Annotated in this window: 13 protein-coding genes; 5 read left to right on the plus strand and 8 right to left on the minus strand. The window is 61.6% G+C overall.

The features are described from left to right. Positions 1 to 117: 117 nt before the first annotated feature. Positions 118 to 1236 (minus strand): 3-deoxy-7-phosphoheptulonate synthase, encoded by a 1119-nt coding sequence (locus P3T20_RS29700; RefSeq protein WP_074268148.1) that lies wholly within the window; start codon positions 1234 to 1236, stop codon positions 118 to 120. Between the two features lie 226 nt (positions 1237 to 1462). Between P3T20_RS29700 and P3T20_RS29705 the strand changes: the two genes are divergently transcribed. Further along, a complete protein-coding gene (locus tag P3T20_RS29705; RefSeq protein ID WP_429288679.1) occupies positions 1463 to 2512 on the plus strand; it encodes a HoxN/HupN/NixA family nickel/cobalt transporter in 1050 nt (349 codons plus the stop codon). Positions 2513 to 2582: 70 nt separating this feature from the next. Here the strand turns inward: P3T20_RS29705 and P3T20_RS29710 are convergent, their stop codons facing one another. Next, entirely contained in the window at positions 2583 to 4100 is a 1518-nt protein-coding gene (locus P3T20_RS29710; RefSeq protein ID WP_074268149.1) for a GGDEF domain-containing protein, read from the minus strand. A 306-nt stretch (positions 4101 to 4406) separates the two neighbouring features. Between P3T20_RS29710 and P3T20_RS29715 the strand changes: the two genes are divergently transcribed. Both P3T20_RS29715 and P3T20_RS29720 read left to right on the plus strand, forming a co-directional pair. Then, entirely contained in the window at positions 4407 to 5213 is an 807-nt protein-coding gene (locus P3T20_RS29715; RefSeq protein WP_083611693.1) for a DUF899 family protein, read from the plus strand. 99 nt (positions 5214 to 5312) lie between these two features. Further along, the gene (locus P3T20_RS29720) at positions 5313 to 5822 is read left to right on the plus strand and encodes a GAF domain-containing protein (protein ID WP_074268150.1); all 510 of its coding nucleotides are present in this window, start codon (positions 5313 to 5315) and stop codon (positions 5820 to 5822) included. 234 nt (positions 5823 to 6056) lie between these two features. Here the strand turns inward: P3T20_RS29720 and P3T20_RS29725 are convergent, their stop codons facing one another. Both P3T20_RS29725 and P3T20_RS29730 read right to left on the minus strand, forming a co-directional pair. Beyond that, positions 6057 to 6482 carry a PRC-barrel domain-containing protein gene (locus P3T20_RS29725; RefSeq protein WP_074268151.1) on the minus strand — a complete coding sequence of 142 codons (426 nt, stop codon included), beginning with the start codon at positions 6480 to 6482 and terminating at the stop codon, positions 6057 to 6059. A 229-nt stretch (positions 6483 to 6711) separates the two neighbouring features. After that, on the minus strand, positions 6712 to 7545 hold the full coding sequence (locus tag P3T20_RS29730) for an AraC family transcriptional regulator (protein ID WP_074268152.1): 834 nt from the start codon (positions 7543 to 7545) through the stop codon (positions 6712 to 6714). Positions 7546 to 7692: 147 nt separating this feature from the next. On the opposite strand from P3T20_RS29730, the gene P3T20_RS29735 reads away from it, so the two are divergent. Then, the gene (locus P3T20_RS29735; RefSeq protein WP_074268153.1) at positions 7693 to 7944 is read left to right on the plus strand and encodes a hypothetical protein; all 252 of its coding nucleotides are present in this window, start codon (positions 7693 to 7695) and stop codon (positions 7942 to 7944) included. Positions 7945 to 8014: 70 nt separating this feature from the next. Continuing rightward, positions 8015 to 8659, plus strand: coding sequence for an HD domain-containing protein (locus P3T20_RS29740; RefSeq protein ID WP_074268154.1), 645 nt, complete (start codon positions 8015 to 8017; stop codon positions 8657 to 8659). 114 nt (positions 8660 to 8773) lie between these two features. On the opposite strand, the gene P3T20_RS29745 is transcribed toward P3T20_RS29740, so the two are convergent. The 4 genes from P3T20_RS29745 to P3T20_RS29760 form a co-directional block, all read right to left on the minus strand. Further along, on the minus strand, positions 8774 to 11509 hold the full coding sequence (locus P3T20_RS29745; protein ID WP_074268155.1) for a TonB-dependent receptor: 2736 nt from the start codon (positions 11507 to 11509) through the stop codon (positions 8774 to 8776). 824 nt (positions 11510 to 12333) lie between these two features. Then, positions 12334 to 14073: an arginine--tRNA ligase gene (argS, locus tag P3T20_RS29750; protein WP_429288631.1), complete on the minus strand. Its 1740-nt coding sequence runs from the start codon at positions 14071 to 14073 to the stop codon at positions 12334 to 12336. Between the two features lie 215 nt (positions 14074 to 14288). Next, complete coding sequence (locus P3T20_RS29755) at positions 14289 to 15830, minus strand: methyl-accepting chemotaxis protein (RefSeq protein WP_429288632.1); 1542 nt, start codon at positions 15828 to 15830, stop codon at positions 14289 to 14291. 144 nt (positions 15831 to 15974) lie between these two features. Further along, positions 15975 to 16883 (minus strand): DUF72 domain-containing protein, encoded by a 909-nt coding sequence (locus P3T20_RS29760; protein WP_074268158.1) that lies wholly within the window; start codon positions 16881 to 16883, stop codon positions 15975 to 15977. Between the last annotated feature and the right edge of the window lie 11 nt (positions 16884 to 16894).

Raw genomic sequence — 16894 nt, forward strand, 5'->3', positions numbered from 1 at the left:
GTCAGGCCCTGAGTTGTCGGCCGCGCCAGCGTGCGCTATGGCTTTTCGATTCGCGGCAACGTCTTCACGGCAACCAGCGCCACCATGGCCATCACTGGAAACACCAGCGCGCTGGCTTCAGCGTGCGCGGCGCTCGCGTGCCGCCTTGGCCAGAGTGTCCAGTACGGGCTCGGTCTGCACCCAGCTCAGACACGCATCGGTGATCGACACGCCGCAGCGCAGCGGCACGCCCGGCTTCAGATCCTGGCGGCCTTCCTCCAGATTGCTCTCGATCATCACGCCGATGATGCGCTTTTCGCCTTGACTGAGCTGCTGCGCCAGGTCTTGCGCCACTTCGATCTGTCGCAGATGCGACTTGCCCGAATTGGCATGCGAGCAGTCGATCATGACCTGCTCGCGCAAGCCCGCCTTTCTGAGCGCCGCGCAACTCTCTTCCACTGAGGCGCTGTCGTAGTTCGGCCCTTTCTTGCCGCCACGCAGAATCACGTGCGCGTCGTCGTTGCCGCGCGTTTCGAAGATCGCCGCCATGCCCATTTTGGTCATGCCCATGAACGCGTGGCTGGCTCGTGCCGCCACGATCGCGTCGGCGGCGATCTGCACGCCGCCATCGGTGCCGTTCTTGAAGCCGATCGGGCAGCTCATGCCCGAAGCAAGCTGACGGTGGCTCGGGCTTTCGGTAGTGCGCGCGCCAATCGCGCCCCACGCCACGAGATCGGCGATGTATTGCGGGCTCAGCAGATCGAGGAATTCGGTCGCGGTGGGCAAACCGAGTTCGCTGATTTCCAGCAGCAGTTGACGCGCCCGGCGCAGCCCCTCGTTGATGCGGAAACTGCCGTCGAGACGCGGGTCGTTGATATAGCCTTTCCAGCCCACCGTGGTGCGCGGTTTTTCGAAGTACACGCGCATCACGATCAGCAGGTCTTCGCTCAGCGCATCCGCGGCGTGCTTGAGGCGGCGCGCGTAGTCGAGCGCCTGGTCGTGGTCGTGGATCGAACACGGGCCGACCACTACCACCAGCCGGTCGTCGCGACCGTGCAGGATGTCGGCAATGGCCACGCGGCTTTGCTCGACGAGCGTTTGCACGCCCAGCGGTACCGGCAGCTCGTCCTGCAGCAGTGCCGGTGAAATGAGCGGGCGTACCGCGCCGATCCGCACGTCGTCGATACGGGTCGTGTCCTGGGTCGGGTCGGCCACACCGACTTCGCGGTCATGTAAAGGATTGTCGATGCTGCTCAAAATGCTCTCCTGAAGGCACGGTCGTAGCCCTCGATTATCGCACTCGCCGCGCGTGCCGCGCTCGCTGGGCGGTTAGTGGCCGTCCCGCATGCTAAACGGAACAGGATCGATATGATCTTTTTTGAAAAAAGTACTATTGTGGCGGACAACTTCAAGAGCGCGACAGTGAGCCATGGCGGCAGGCTGTCGACCCGGGCATGCAGGGAGGCAGGCAGTGACGGATCTGATGAAAGCGTTGTTGGGCGGCGGTGGTCAATTGAGGCGGAAAATCGTCGGGCTATACGGCTTCCTGGTGGTGTTCAACATCGCCGCCTGGCTATGGGCGTTCATCGCGTTTCACCACTATCCGCTGCTGATGGGTACGAGCCTGCTGGCCTATTCGTTCGGCTTGCGGCATGCGGTGGATGCCGATCACATCGCCGCCATCGACAACGTGACGCGCAAGCTGATGCAGGCCGGCAAGCGGCCGGTCAGCATCGGGCTGATGTTTTCGCTCGGGCATTCCACGATCGTGGTGCTGGCCTCGGCCGGCATCGCCGCCACGGCCCTGGCGCTGCAAAGCCGGATGGATGGGCTCAAGGAAATCGGTGCGGTGATCGGCACGATCGTCTCCACACTGTTCCTGTTCGCGATTGCGCTGATGAACCTCGTGATCCTGCGCTCGGTGATCCGCGCGTTTCGCCGCGTGCGCAACGGGGAGCCCTACAACGACGAAGACTTCGATCTGCTGCTGAACAACCGCGGTTTTCTTGCACGCATTTTCCGCCCGCTGTTCCGTCTGATCACGAAAAGCCGGCATATGTACCTGCTGGGTTTTCTGTTCGGCCTTGGCTTCGATACTGCAACTGAGGTTGGTTTGCTGGGCATTTCCGCGGCGAGCGCGGCGCAAGGGCTGCCGATCTGGTCGATCCTGGTGTTTCCGGTGCTGTTCACTGCGGGCATGACGCTGATCGATTCCACCGACAGCATCCTGATGCTGGGCGCCTATGGCTGGGCCTTCGTCAAGCCGATCCGCAAGCTCTACTACAACATCACCATCACCACGATCTCGGTCGTCGTGGCGCTGCTGGTGGGTGGGATCGAAGGGCTTGGGTTGCTCGCCGACCAGCTGCATCTGTCGGGTGCGTTCTGGAGTTTCATCGGCAGCCTGAACGACAATTTCGGCCTCATTGGCTATGGGATCGTCGGCGTGTTTATCGTCAGCTGGCTGCTTTCGGCGGCTATCTACCGGTGGAAGCGGTTCGAAGAGGCGGACATTCAGGCTGAATCGCTTTGATGAGGCCGAAGCTGACACTGGCGCGACGAGGGCGCTTCGAGCCACGACTTGCCGCGTGCCGACCGCAAGCCTACTGCGTGCCATTGCGCAGAAAATCGTGCTGCGCAGTCGCTTCTATGCGATTGCGGCCAAGCTGCTTGGCCCGGTAGAGCGCCTGATCGGCGGCCTCGATGATTTCAGCGGTGCCGGCATGTGCCGATTCGAACACCGCAATGCCGACGCTGACGGTGACAAAGAGCCCCGTGGAGGTCTCGTTGCGGATCTTCAGTGCGCGGATTGCGTCCTGCATCGTTAGGGCTACCAGGCGTGCGCCGGCTTCATCGGTTGAGGGCAGAATGGCCGCAAACTCCTCGCCGCCGTAGCGCGCGAGCAGATCGCCGCTGCGCGGCAACGCCGACTGCAGCGCGAGCGCGACGGATACGAGACACCTGTCTCCCGCAGGATGACCATAGCGGTCGTTGAGCATCTTGAAGTAGTCGATATCGATCAGCAGCAGCGCGAGCGGATGCCGGTTGCGCACGGCGCGATTCCACTCGAGCGTCAGCGCGTCGTCGAAACGCCGGCGATTGGCGGTATTGGTCAGCGCATCGGTGAGCGCCATCTGTTCGAGCCGGTCGCGTGCCTCGTGCAGCTCGCGTTGCACGCGGATATACCGGGCCTGCAGCGTAGTCGAGCGCGTGGCATAGACCACGAGAGCCGTGAAAATCCCCACCGTTCCTGCATAAAAATGCTCGTGTATCAGCGAGATGCTGAGCGCGAGCAGGGCCACCGTATAGAAGATCGGACTGACGTTCTCGATGAACAGCGCGAGCGCCTGCTTGTGCTTCACCTCCTCGAGCAGCGGGCGCGACGGCCGCGACGCCACCGCTGCCACGGCGAGGAACAGGAACGGCAGATCGACGAGGATGTCCATCGGCGCGTGCCCATCGGTCGAGGCGGCCCAGTTGTTATAGACGTAGGCCGCGACGGCGTAGATCCACAGGAAGCAGAACAGCAGCGCATAGAATCTGCGCTCCTGTCCACGCGGCTGGGCAAGCAGACGCAGGCTCGCGGCGATCGCGAGAATGACGTTCTCGGCGTTGTAGGTCAGAACCAGGGTTGTAGCCGAGACTGGCTCGAGCGGGGCGTCGGAAAACGGCACCACGGAGAAAATGCTCACGTACAGGAGAAAGCCGGTCAGCAGCGCCTGGGCCGCGTCCATCCAGATGAAGAAGGGGATGCGTTGCTTGTCCGATACCGACGAAACGGCGAGCAGAACCGGTACGCCATACAGGAAGAACGAGAAATCGGAGAACCACGCGGCGCTTTGCGGAATGTGCTGGAAAATATCTTCCCAGGCACTCAGGAAGATGCCGCACGTCCACAAAAACATCCCGGCGCTCAGCAGAATCCAGGGCGAACGCGACGCGGGAAGCTCGGTCGCGGCCCGCCAGCAGCAACTGGCGCAGGCAAGCGAGGGCGCCAGCACCATGAACGGGTAGGTGACGACCGTTGCCTGCGCACGAAACGCCAGTAGACATATGACGTGCAGGCACACGAGCGAAACGGCGATCAGCGCGAGGTATGTCAGCTTCGGCGGACGGCGCACGGTTTGACCCCGGAGTCAGTTTTCAGTCTGCGGCCGGCATGGCGAAAACCTTGTCCCCCACCATTGCCGACCGTTGCGGTGCATTTTTTAGATTATATGGACAATATCCCTGCGCGTAGCAGCCGGCAACCCGTAATGCGCGATTACGTTGCGGCGCCAGGGGTTTGTGAGGTGACGCTGTCGATTCTTCGATCTCCCGTTCGTCGTGAAGGTAGGGCGGTATCGACGGTCATGCGGCAAAGCCAGGCCGCGCATCAGACCGTTTTTTGCGCCCTTATTTCCTCGAAACCAGGCAGGAGGTAACGGATGATTTACACGGATGGATTTGCCCAAGGCCTGAAGCCGGCCCGGGTGCTGGCGCAGTCGCCGCGGCGATTCCCGGGCGAAGACGCGCGCTATCGCGAGGCCCGCAATGCGCTGCTGGCGGAAGAAATCGAACTGCGTCGCCATATCGAGCGGGTGGCCGCCCTGCGTCGCGCGCTGCCGACAGGCGGGAAGGTGCCACAGGAGTACCGCTTCGACGGCGAACACGGGCCGGCGACGCTCGCGGAGATGTTCGGTACCCACGATACCCTGATCGTCTACAACTGGATGTACGGTCCGAAGACTGCACGCTCATGTCCGATGTGCACGTCGTGTCTGAGCGCCCTCGACGGCCAGATGCCCGATATTCTGCAACGGGTGGCGTTCGCGGTGGTTGCGCGATCACCTATCGAGCGGTTGGTAGCGTTCAAAAACGAGCGGGGTTGGCGCCACCTGAGGCTGTATTCGTCGGGCGGCAACAGCTTCAATCGCGATTACGCCAATGAGGACCCGGACGGCGACGACACCCCGGCGTTCAACGTCTTCACGCGCACCGGTGGCGTGCTGCGGCATTTCTGGGGCGAGGAGATGGGACCGCAGACCGCCGATCCCGGTCAGGATCCGCGCGGCGCCCCCGATATCATGCCGCTTTGGACCTTGCTCGACATGACGCCGGCTGGCCGTGGCAAGGACTGGTATCCGAAGCTGGAGTACGACGCGCCGGCGGCGGTCGCCGGCCGCGCTGGATCGTGCTGTCATGACGACACGAACCCGGCCACCGATGGCGGCACCCATGCCGAGCCGACGTGACGGGCGTAAGATACGCGTTCGCATAACGCAGGAGCGGCCTGGCCGGCGCGCAAGGCCGGTGGCCGCTCCGCTTCTTTGGTATCCGCAACGGACGGCATCATGTTTCAGGTTTCTACCGCTTCAACCGAACTTTCCAGGGCTGCCCAGTATGAAGAGCTGATCGCCCAGGCGCGCTCGCTGCTCGCTGACGAGACCGATCGTATCGCCAACGCGGCGAATTTCTCGTCGCTCGTGTTCAACTCGCTCGAAGGCTTGAACTGGGCGGGATTTTATTTCTTCGACGGCGTCGAACTGGTGGTCGGGCCGTTTCAGGGCAAGCCGGCCTGTGTGCGTATCGCGCTCGGCAAGGGCGTGTGCGGGACTGCGGCGCAGACCCGTGCGACCCAGGTCGTGCGTGACGTTCATGAGTTTCCCGGGCATATCGCCTGCGATTCGGCATCGCAGTCGGAAATCGTCGTACCGCTGATTGCCGCCGACGGCTCGTTGATCGGCGTCTGGGACGTCGACAGTCCGCTGATTGCGCGCTTCGACGACGAGGACGCTAGGGGAATGGAGGCGTTGTGCCGGGTGTTCGTCGAACTCGCGTGGGGGCGTGCCGCGGCAAAGTAGCGATGCACGCAGGCATCGTGATCCAGCGGGACGCCAGACAGAAGGTTTTATCGACGTCGCGCATTTTGCGTGGATCCGCCACGACAGCTTTGCCGATCGCGAGAATCCTTTTCATTCGAGTGCAAGGCTCGAACCGGTGCGCTGCGCTTGCGGTTGAGTTGCGGCTGACCCTGCCAGCCGCAACAACCTCAGCTCAGGACTGCTGATAACAGATCACTGCGGTCTACTGCAGGGTCACTGCGCCTGAACCTTCTTGGGCTTGGGCGGTGTTTGCACCTTTGCGTACTGGAACTCAGGCGTTGCCTTCAGTGCGTCCTTGGTCGCGCCCGGCAGATACAGATTGCCGCCACGAATGTCGAGCGCGGCGATGGGCACCGCGACGTCATGCGTGGCGACGCCGAGGAATCCGCCTGCTGCGAGGATAGCCGCCGAAACGGAGCCGTCCGGTGCCACGATCAGGTCTTTGACTGAGCCGATTTTTTCGTTCTGGTCGTTATAGACCGATTTGCCCAGCACGCTCTTCTTCACGCTCCAGCCTTGCAGAAGCGCCTGCGATTGCTCGACCGTGACGCTCAGAGGCTGCGTGCCGGCGACCTGTGCGTGCGCGTCGATACATGCTGCGAGTGCCACTGCTACCAAAACTGCCTTGTGCAAAGCCATATCGTTCACTCCGTGGTTAGATTCGGTTTCGGGCACGTACTTCGTGCGCGCGGTTGCGACGCCGGCCAGGCTTCGCCGCAACCGCGGGTCGCGCGCTGCCGGCGTGGCAGGGCGCGCGGGGAACCATCATACCTTTCAACACGTACCACTGCACTTTAACTGTGCCCACCGGTGAGAAGCCCGTAGTCGCGCCAGCCTCGCGGTGCCAGGCCAACGGCAATCGCGAGCGCTACGTGGCATCTTCTTCTTCGCTGCCTGCCGAAGAGGGCGCTCGCGCGGAAATTCCGTCGTATGAATGGAAATAGCGGCTTGGCGTGGTGCCCATGGCGCGCTTGAACATCGCAATGAAAGCGCTCACGTTGTCGTAGCCGAGCTCGAGCGCCACGCTCGTGACTGGCGTCTGCGTGGCCAGCATTTCGAGTGCGCGCAAGAGGCGCGCTTGTTGCCGCCATTCGGCAAAGCTGAAGCCGGTCTCGTCGACAAAGCGGCGGCTCAAGGTACGCGGCGACATCGCCGCCCACGCGGCCCACTGTTCCAGCCGGCGGTTGTCCGCGAGGTCTTCGGTGAGCGCATGGGCGACGCGCTGCAAGCGGCTGTCGAGGGGCATCGGCAAGCCCAGACGCTCGCGCGGCAAGCTCTGGATTTCGTCGACGATCACGCCTGCCACGCGCAACTGCGCCGTATCGAGCACCGCCGCGCGCCAGCTCGCAGCACGCTTGACGGCTTCCCGCAGCAGCGCCGACATCCTGATCGTGCAGGGTTCGGCGGGCAGCTCCGCACACGCCGCTTCGTCGATATAGACGCTCCAGCCAGAATACGATCCGTGCGAGCGCAGCGAATGCGTCCGATGCGGTGGAATCCAGACCGCGTGCACGGCGGGCACGACCCACTGCTGGTTAGCGATCCCGACCGACAGCAAGCCGTGCAACGCGCCGAGCAACTGGCCGCGGGCGTGCTGATGCGTGGGCGTGATGCGCGTTTCAGCACCGCTGCGTTCGACAGCGATCAGGAAAGGCCCGCTGGCGGATTCCGCCTCGTGCACGGAAATCAAAGGATCTGACATGGCCGGAACGACGTATTGAATGGCCTTTATACCGGAGACGTGCTGGACTCGTCCATCTACAGTGGAATCTTTCCGGCGGCGTGGCTTGATGGGCGGATGCGTGGCCTACCTGCGGCCGGTTCAAATCACCAATGAAGGAAGCTAAAGATGAAAGCACAAGATCTGTTACCCGACCATCTGAATCAGGGGGATATCAATGGGGTTGTGGTGCGCAAGGGAACCGTGGGTGCGTTTCTCGCCAACGCGAGAATCTGGACGGACCGCCGTTCGTCTGCGCAGGGAAGGGCTGACGCAGAGCGCGATATCGTCGACGCCCTGCCGGCACTGCGGGCTTTAGGGATCTTCGAGGTGCTGGAGATCCGCGATGTAGCGCTGCGGTCGATGGTCGAGGCGAACTGAATAATCCGCGAGTCAGGGTGTCCCAGGCGATAATCGCCGGCTTACCCAACTGGCGATTGCCATCACCCTCATGACGCACCCTGCATTTTTCCCCTTCCAGGATCTGGCCAACACCTTGCTGCCGCAAACGGGCGACACGGGCGGCGACGGCTCGCATGACACCTCGCATTTGCAGCGTGTGTGGAAAAATGCGGCGGCGATTCAGGCGAAGGAAGGCGGCGATGCGCAAGTGCTGTTCGCCGCGACGCTGCTGCACGACTGTGTCCCGACCGAGAAAGACTCGCCGCTGCGCAGTCAGGCGTCGCGTCTTTCCGCCGACAAGGCCGCACATGTGCTGCTCGCGCTCGACTGGCCACCCGCCAAGGTTGAAGCCGTCGCGCACGCCGTCGCTGCACACAGTTTTTCAGCTGGCGTTGCGCCGCTGACGGTTGAGGCGAAGACGCTGCAAGACGCGGATCGTTTGGATGCAATCGGCATGCTCGGCGTGGCGCGGTGTTTTTATGTCGCCGGCCGCATGGGCAGCGCGCTGTATGACCCGGTCGATCCGCATGCATCGGAGCGGCCTCTGGATGACCGAAGATTCGCGCTCGATCATTTCCGCGCGAAGCTTCTTAAACTCGCTTCGGGTTTCCAGACTGAAACGGGCGCCTGTTTGGCACAGCTCCGCCATGAACGCCTGCAGCGCTTTCTCGACGAATTCGCGGACGAAATCTGAGCGTTAGTGTGGGTAACCGCAAAAGAGATCAGGTGTCCTGCTCATACTAGCGCTCCGGTTCTCGCAAGGAGAGCCGGAGCGGTCTGAAGAGCTACTACTAGTCGCGCTACGTCCTTAGAACTTGTACGTTGCGCCAATCTGCGCGAATACGCCAAGGTAGTTATAAATCGACGTGTCGTAACCGCTCTGGTCCAGCGTGCCGTTCGCAAAGATCGGATCGTACGGAGGCGTGCGGTTGAAGATGTTGTCGACACCGCCGTAGAGCGTCCAGTGCTTGAAGCCCGTGTACTGCACCATCAGGTTGAACTGGCTATACGAGCCAACCTTGCCCGGAGCGGGGGCCGGCAAGAGATTCTGCGCGTACGGGCCCGTAAACTCCCACGTCAACTGAGCGTCCCACTTCTGGTAATTCCAGTCGATCGAGGTGTTGCCCTTCCAGCGCGGGAAGCTGCCGCCGAACGGTTGCGTGATGGTGTAGTTGTTGCCTGCACCATTGATCGGCGCCTGACCTGGGGTGCCGAGCTTGAAGCTGTTCACGTAAGCCCAGTCAGCCGCGAGAGTGAAGGTACCGACCTTCGTCGGCAGCGCCTGACGCAGCGTGCCTTCAAAGCCGTTCGTGTCGAGGTAGCCCAGGTTCTGATAGGGGATGACTTCGTACAGGAGGTTGCCGTTGGCGTCGGTAACAACCTGCGAAGGCGCACCCTGGCCGATCACGTTGTCGACGCGAATCTTGTACCAGTCGAGGCCGACGTCGGTGGTCCGCGTTGGCGACAGTTCGAAGCCGATGTTGAAGTTCTTCGTATGCTCAGGCGCCAGATTCGGATTACCCTCTGTAATCGAGGTGTAGTTCTGGCCGGTCGCCTGATTCACCTGAAGCCCCAGCGTTTGCGATGCGCTGTTTTCAACGAACGTCGGTGCACGGAAGCCGCGGCTGTACGACGTATACATCGTCAGTGCCTGCACCGGTTGATAACGCAAGGCAAAGCGTGGCGAGAACGCGCCGCCGACATCGCTGTAGTGGTCGTAACGTCCCGACTGGCTGAACGTCAGGTTCTTCACGATCGGAATGTCGATCTGGTAGTACACGGCCGCCACGTTACGCTGGCCATCCACCGTCTGGAGGTCCGGACTGGTGACGATGCCCTGCTCATACTCGTAACCCGGCGTGAGGGTTTCGCTCTGGTGCGTAAACTGCGCGCCGAAACCCACACCCACGTCGCCCGCAGGCAAATGGAACAGGTTTGGCGTCGAAATCGTCGCGTCAACCGTATCGAGCTTCGAGATACCCAGATTGTTCGCGTTCTGGAACAGACCGTTCAGTCCGTTCGGCGTTGACGCGGGATTGCCGAAGTTGAACACGCCGTTCTGGTAGATGTTGGCCAGCGCGCTCGCGTTCAACTGGTTGCTGTACGTGTTCGACACCGTGCTTTGCGAATGGCTGATCGACGTTGCCCAGTCCCAGTCACCGTACGGCAGGCTGAACGAACCCTTAATGCCTGTCGATGCGCGGTAATAGTTGGCATCCGTTGTTTCCGCTACAGCCCTCGGGAAAGCATACGTAAGCGGCGTGTCCACTCCAAACGGGTTATAGGGGTTGCTCGCCGGCACCGTGAAGTTGAATGGCGTGAGCAGCTTCGTCGCCGGATTCCAGATCAGCGTAGGGGCCTGCGGATTCCCGACAACCGGCACACCGTCGTTCTGCGTGGTCTGGTTGTAGCTTTCCAGCAAGTCCGCGTACGCCGTCGTGGTGTCGTTGATCTTGAAGTCAGCGTGAATCTTGGCGTTGTAGCGCTCCATCATCGGCGCGATGGACGTGTCGTTCGCCGTGTTGAAACTGCAGACCGTACCTGCCGAGCCCGCGCTCAGCGAGTTGGTGGACGCCGGATGGGTTGTGCCGCCGCCGAGGCATCCGCCCACAGCCTGCGCGCTGCCATCGGCCATGTTCCAGTATGACGGCGCGAGCAACGAATAACCGCCCGGCTGACCGGTGAAGTCCTGGTTACGCGTCGAGTCGCGGTCGGCCAGCGTGGAACCGTTGTCCTTGTAAGCGCTCGCCGCTACGGTGACGTTGAAGCGGTCCGAATTCAGATCGCCAAAGCCAGCCAGCACGCCAAACTTGTACGTACCATTGCCCGCGCTGTTGCTCACCGAAGTGCCCAGGCTGCCGTCGAGTTGCAGGCCCTGAAAGTCGTGCTTCGTGATGATGTTGACCACGCCGGCGACGGCGTCCGAGCCGTATTGCGAAACGGCCCCGGTCTTCACGATTTCGATGCGGTCGATGTCGTTCAGCGGAAGCGAGTTCAGGTCGAAGAACGAGTCGACGCTGTTCGAAAAGAACGCAAACGGCGCGACACGCTGGCCGTCGAGCAGGACGAGGGTGTATTTTTCGCTGAGACCACGCAGGGCAATACCGGCGGCGCCCGCAGCGAAATTCGAGGTTTGGCCTTCGCTCCAGCTATCGGCCGAGTTCGCCGACGTCTGCCGCAGGAAGTCGGAAACGGTCGTTGCCCCGCTGTCCTGGATGTCTTTCTGGGTAACCGTCTGAACCTGGTTGAAACCGACCTTGTCCGAACTGCGGATCAGCGAACCGGTCACCTGGAAGGTTTGCAGCTGCTTCACCTGGCCGCTGCCCGTGCCGGTGGTGCCTGACGTGCCGCTGGGTGCCGGCGCTGGCGTTGGTGTCGTGCCCGGCGTTGCATCGTTTTGTGCTGTTGTTATAGGTGTTGCGGGTGTTGCCCCCGTCGCAGCCGGCTGGCTTTGCGCAAACGCCGGAACGGCGATCGCAGCTGAGAATGCCAGCTCAGCCCAGATTATTCTTCTGATGGCGATTGCTAATGCCCTTTGTTTCATCATTCCCCTCACACTTGTCAGTAAGGCCAGACGCTGTTGTGCGAAGAGAGGCCTTTTGGACCTCTCCACCCTCTGCACGGCAAAGATTCGCCGTATTCCGTCACAAGCCGCCCCACGTGTGTCATCACGCACCACGACTTGCCATGCACGAGGCACGGCCAAACCGGTGGGGGGCTACTTTGTATTTAGTAGCACTAATGTTCTATTGCCGGATTGCGCAGCGTTTTTGTCTTGCCAGGCGGGTGTCGGTCAGCTCCTGTGATTTCCTGCTGCTGACACTCTCATCTTTAAATCAAGCACACATTAACCTTATGCATTCCTTACTAAATGCTTTACATGATCGCTGGTTAATGCGTTTCACATCTCACTTGTCGAGAACTCAAAGCGGGCCTGTTGCTTGCATTCGCAAGATGTTGCCGAGGCCATTTTTACCGGTCGACGGGCTGTGTTGACACATGTCTTACGAACGGTTGCAAAACACTACCAAGACACAATCGCCTAGTCAAAATTAGTTTGATACAAATAAATCTTGTTGTTTTCTCGTCGATTTATTTGCTGTGCCGGTCTGCACGCCCAGCCGGGGCGTCTAGAGTGCTTCGTCTAATCATGGCCGACTTGCTCGCCGTCGCCAGGCGAGTGCTCTTAGCCGGTCGGAAGTGTTTACGTCTGAGGCGCGACTGAATCGTTCTGAGGCGCCGTCGGGCGTGCGGCGCACGCTGACCCCCGAGCGCTCGATCTGTGAAATTACGATTTGTAATTGTGCGGACCGTTGCGGCCCGCTGCCGGAGTGTGCCTGTGGCGTGCCGCTCCGCGAGTTGGCTTTTTCACATCGCCTCAAGCACATCGATCCCGAGTAGCCCGAGGCCTGTGCGCAGCGTGTCGGCAGTCAAACGGCATAACTGCAGACGGCTGGTTCGTGTCTCGCCGGTTGCGCTGAGCACCGGGCACGCTTCGTAAAAGCGCATCAGGACTGCAGCCAGATCGTACAGGTAGGCGCACAGATAATTCGGCAACGCGTCTTGCGCCACGGCCAGCACGGCATCGGAAAAGCGCGCCAGCTGCAGCGCAAGTTGCCGCTCGGCCGGTTCCACGAGGCTTACGGCGGCGTCCACGTCCGATGCATTTGCGCGGCGCAACACGCTCTGGACACGCGTGTAGGCATATTGAAGGTACGGCGCAGTGTTGCCTTCGAAGGACAGCATGCTGGCCCAATCGAAAACGTAATCCGTGCTGCGGTTCCTGGCCAGGTCGAAGTACTTGATGGCGCCAATGCCGACGACCTGCGCAATCGCACGCCGGTCGGCTTCCGGCAACTCGGGACTTTTTTCGCTGACCAGATTGAAGGCCCGTTGCGTCGCTTCCGCCAGCAGCTCCGCGAGTTTGACCGTGTCGCCGCTGCGCGTTTTGAACGGCTTGCCGTCGTCGCCGAGCACCACGCCGAATCCAACGTGTTCAAGCTGGACCTCGGGCGGTACGTAACCGGCCTGGCGCGCCACGGAAAACACCTGCTGGAAATGCAGCTTCTGCCGGGCGTCGACCACGTAGAGCGCACGGTCCGCCTTTAGCGTGCCGACGCGGTAGCGGGTCGCGGCCAGATCGGTCGTGGAGTAGAGGTAGCCGCCGTCCTGTTTTTGCACGATATAGGCCGCGGGCTCGCCGTCCTTGCCGCTGAATTCGCTGAGAAAGACCACCTGTGCACCGTCACTCGTGACGGCGAGGCCCTTTGCCTGAAGGTCGGCGACGACCACCGGCAAGTCGTCGTTATAGGCACTTTCGCCGTGCACATCGGCCCGTGTCAGGCCCACGTTCAGCTGACGATAAATCTCCTCGCAATGATTCATCGAAACATCGAGAAAGCGCTTCCAAAGTTCGAGCACGCGCGGGTCGCCGCCTTGCAGTTTGACCACGTAGTCGCGCGCCCGATTGGCGAATGCCGGATCTTCGTCGAAGCGTTTCTTCGCATTCCGATAGAATACTTCGAGATCGGCAAGGGCGACGTTCGAAGCGTCATCTGTGCCGGCTTCGTCCATGGATGCGGTCAGCATGCCGAATTGCGTGCCCCAATCGCCGACGTGATTCTGCGCGACCACCTTGTGACCGACGAAACGCAAAACCCGCGCCAACGCGTCGCCGATCACGGTAGAGCGCAGATGGCCCACGTGCATTTCCTTGGCGAGATTCGGCGACGAGTAGTCGATCACGACACATTGCACGGCATCCCCGGTCATGCGCGGCACTGCGAGGCCACCGTTGTCGTTTAGCGCCTGCGTCACCCAGCGCGCGAGATACTCCGGTGCGATCGTCATGTTGATAAAGCCGGGTCCGGCGATCTCGACATGGCTGACAATGCCTTCGAGATCAAGGTGCTCCACCACCGTCTGGGCCAACTGGCGCGGATTGAGTTTGCGCGATTTCGCTGCCGCCATGATCCCGTTCGCCTGATAGTCCCCATGCTCGGGACGGCCGGCAGGTTGGACGTTGGCACTGGCATCCGCGCAGCCTGCGGCCGCGAGGGCATCCTGTACACGCGCGTTGAGAAGTTGGAGCAGGGTTTGATTCGGCATCGATCAGTGCGTTGAATGTTTTTGGAGGATGCGACCAGGCAGGGCTGACGTAGCCCCGGAAGGGGAGGTCGGGCAGAAACGCGGTCGCTGGAGCTTGAGTTTTGCTTCTGGTGGACAAGGCGACCGGCGGGCAGGCGCCTTGTCCTTCCAGCGATTCTACATGGCGCAGGCGAGCGCCTGGGCGGGGGAGCGCCGTTCGCGCGGCAAGACTTCCGTTAAACCCTGAACCGCGATACCGCGAGTTGCAAGGCCTTCGCCTGTTCGTCGAGCGACAGCGCCGCGGCCGTCGTCTGTTCGACGAGTGCCGCATTTTGCTGCGTGACCTCGTCCATTTGCGCCACGGCCCGGTTTACCTGTTCGATGCCATCGCTCTGCTCGCCGGATGCCGCGGCGACTTCGGTCATGATCTCGCTGACACGCCGGATCGATTCCACGATCTGCGCCATCGTGTTGCCTGCGGTCTGGACCAGACCCGTGCCATCGCCGACGCGGCTCGCCGCGGTCTGGATCAATCCCTTGATCTCCTTGGCTGCCGCGGCCGAACGTTGCGCCAGGGTGCGCACTTCGCCCGCGACCACGGCGAAGCCCCGGCCTTCTTCGCCGGCCCGCGCGGCTTCGACTGCGGCGTTCAGGGCAAGGATGTTGGTCTGGAATGCAATGCTTTCGATGGCGCCGATGATTGCCGACATCTTTTCCGACTGCTCGTTGATATCGGCCATCGTGCCCACGACGCGGTCCATCACACCGCCGCCGTTTGCTGCGATCTCGGAGGCCTCTTTCGCGAGCTGGCTCGCATGGCTCGCGTTGGCGTTGTTCTGCCGCACGGTTGCTGTGAGTTGCTCCATGCTGGCGGCGGTCTGCTGGAGGGCCGCGGCTTGCGATTCGGTGCGCCGCGACAGGTCTGCATTGCCGGCGGCAATTTCCTGGGTGGCGGTCGCCATGGTCGCGCTGCCGTCACGTACCGACGAGACGGTGCCTGACAGGCCGTCGCGCATCGCCGAGAGTGCGCCAATCAGTTTGCCCATTTCATCGTGTCCGCCCACTTCAATCGGGTCGGTAAGATCCCCCTTCGAGATGGCCGAGCAGGCGCGCAATGCGTTCGCAAGCGGCCGCGAAATCGCTTTTTGCAAGCCTATCGCGCACAGTGCGGCGATGGCGATACCCAGCAGCATCAGCGCGGCCGACACTATGCTCATGGTTTTGAGCGTCTGCTGAAAGCCGTCGTAGTTGTCGGCGCCGCGTTTGAGCAGGTAAGCGTTCAACTGATCGGTGCTTTTGGTCAGTGCGAGCGAGAGGACCGGCATCGTCGTCATCACGATCTTGTCGGCGCTCTTTGCATCGCCGTGCTGCAGTGCCTGCAATGCCGGTTCGATCGCTTCGTTGAGCAGCTTGTCGAAGTTGCTTGAGACGACATCGGCGAGGCGTTGCTCATCGGCGTCGTGCGGCTGGGCGAGGTAGCGGGCGAGCGCCTGCTTCGAGGTGTTGAGATAGCCGTGCGTCTTGCCGATCAGCGTCGGCAGATCGGGCGATTCGGGGTGCAGGATCGCACGGTCCATGGTCACGCGGGCAATGGCGAGGTTGTATTTGCTGTCGCCCATCGCCACCGCGGAAGCAAGTTGCACGGAGTACGTCTCACGCAAGGCGGTCTGGCCGGATCCGGTGCTGAATTGGCCCACCAGGCCGAGGAGCAGCAAAAGTACGACAAGGCATCCTACCGTCGCCCAGATACGGAGTTTGATCGAGAGTCGGGAAAACATGACGAGGAGGGGGCTCCAGCAGATTTGACGTCCGGATGAGGAGTCCGGTCCTATTGTCGTTATCGGCCGCTGGGTGCAAAAACTTTATACGTGACGGGCGAAACAGCGCTGGGGCTTGTGCGGGTACCGCCTTTCGACATTTTTCTATGCATCGACGAGTATCGCAGTCATGGTCAGCGCGTTGCGCTGCCCTTGATCTTCGAAGCAGTTATTGAAAATCACGTGGGTTTTCGCAGCCCGCGTGGAAATCGCCCGAATCGAAGCGGCCAGCTCGCCCAGCTCGGCGTCGTTGTAGTCGTAGTTGAAACGGTCCGACGCCGACGCGCCGACGCCGGGGCTCCAGCTCTCCGTGTTGCGGCCATGCATACGTACCATCGCAAGTTGCGGATTCGTGACTTCCCACACGGTATGCACGCGGTTTTTCACATCCGGGGGCGCATCGACGATCACGTGCACGAGGGCCCGCTCACGCAGAAACGCGAGCGTGTTGGGCGCGTGGTTTTCGTCCAGCCAGGACTGGTTGCGAAACTCGACCGCCATCGTATAACCGGCCATGCGAGCGGCGCATTCATCGACGTGGGCGAGGTCCTGCGGAGCGCTCGTGATCCATGGCGCAAACTGGAACAGCACCGCGCCGAGCCGTTGTGTTTGCCGTAACGGTTCTAGCGCTTCGAGGTAGCGCCGCCACAGCTCGTCGCGAATCTCCGGCGGTAAATCGCGGTAGTAAAGATTTTTCTTGCGCGCGCTTAGGGCGGGTGTGCTCAAGGCCATTGCGATGTCCTTCGGCAGCACGTCGGGCGAGGTCTGGTGTCCCGTGAAGATACGGAAAGCCTTGAAGTTGAAGGTAAAGCCGTCGGGGGTGCGTTCGGCCCACAGCTGCGAATTGGACGCCGACGGCATCCCGTAGTACGCGGAGTCGACTTCGACGAGGGGAAACTGGCTTGCGTAGAAACGCAGCCGCGCTTCGGCCGTACTGCAGCCGCGCGGATAGAAACGCTTGCAGGCGATTAGTGTTTTGTCGGTCCAGCCGGCGGTGCCGCATTGGATGTTCATGGTCTCCATTC

This window comes from Paraburkholderia sp. GAS206C (assembly GCF_050435645.1).
GTDB lineage: Bacteria > Pseudomonadota > Gammaproteobacteria > Burkholderiales > Burkholderiaceae > Paraburkholderia > Paraburkholderia phenazinium_B.

Excerpts from the sequence above, each read along its gene's own strand:
- P3T20_RS29705 (WP_429288679.1), top strand. The coding sequence starts at position 1,463 with ATGAAAGCGTTGTTGGGCGGCGGTGGTCAATTGAGGCGGAAAATCGTC.
- P3T20_RS29715 (WP_083611693.1), top strand. The coding sequence starts at position 4,407 with ATGATTTACACGGATGGATTTGCCCAAGGCCTGAAGCCGGCCCGGGTG.
- P3T20_RS29720 (WP_074268150.1), top strand. The coding sequence starts at position 5,313 with ATGTTTCAGGTTTCTACCGCTTCAACCGAACTTTCCAGGGCTGCCCAG.
- P3T20_RS29725 (WP_074268151.1), bottom strand. The coding sequence starts at position 6,482 with ATGGCTTTGCACAAGGCAGTTTTGGTAGCAGTGGCACTCGCAGCATGT.
- P3T20_RS29730 (WP_074268152.1), bottom strand. The coding sequence starts at position 7,545 with ATGTCAGATCCTTTGATTTCCGTGCACGAGGCGGAATCCGCCAGCGGG.
- P3T20_RS29735 (WP_074268153.1), top strand. The coding sequence starts at position 7,693 with ATGAAAGCACAAGATCTGTTACCCGACCATCTGAATCAGGGGGATATC.
- P3T20_RS29740 (WP_074268154.1), top strand. The coding sequence starts at position 8,015 with ATGACGCACCCTGCATTTTTCCCCTTCCAGGATCTGGCCAACACCTTG.
- P3T20_RS29745 (WP_074268155.1), bottom strand. The coding sequence starts at position 11,509 with ATGAAACAAAGGGCATTAGCAATCGCCATCAGAAGAATAATCTGGGCT.
- argS (WP_429288631.1), bottom strand. The coding sequence starts at position 14,073 with ATGCCGAATCAAACCCTGCTCCAACTTCTCAACGCGCGTGTACAGGAT.
- P3T20_RS29755 (WP_429288632.1), bottom strand. The coding sequence starts at position 15,830 with ATGTTTTCCCGACTCTCGATCAAACTCCGTATCTGGGCGACGGTAGGA.
- P3T20_RS29760 (WP_074268158.1), bottom strand. The coding sequence starts at position 16,883 with ATGAACATCCAATGCGGCACCGCCGGCTGGACCGACAAAACACTAATC.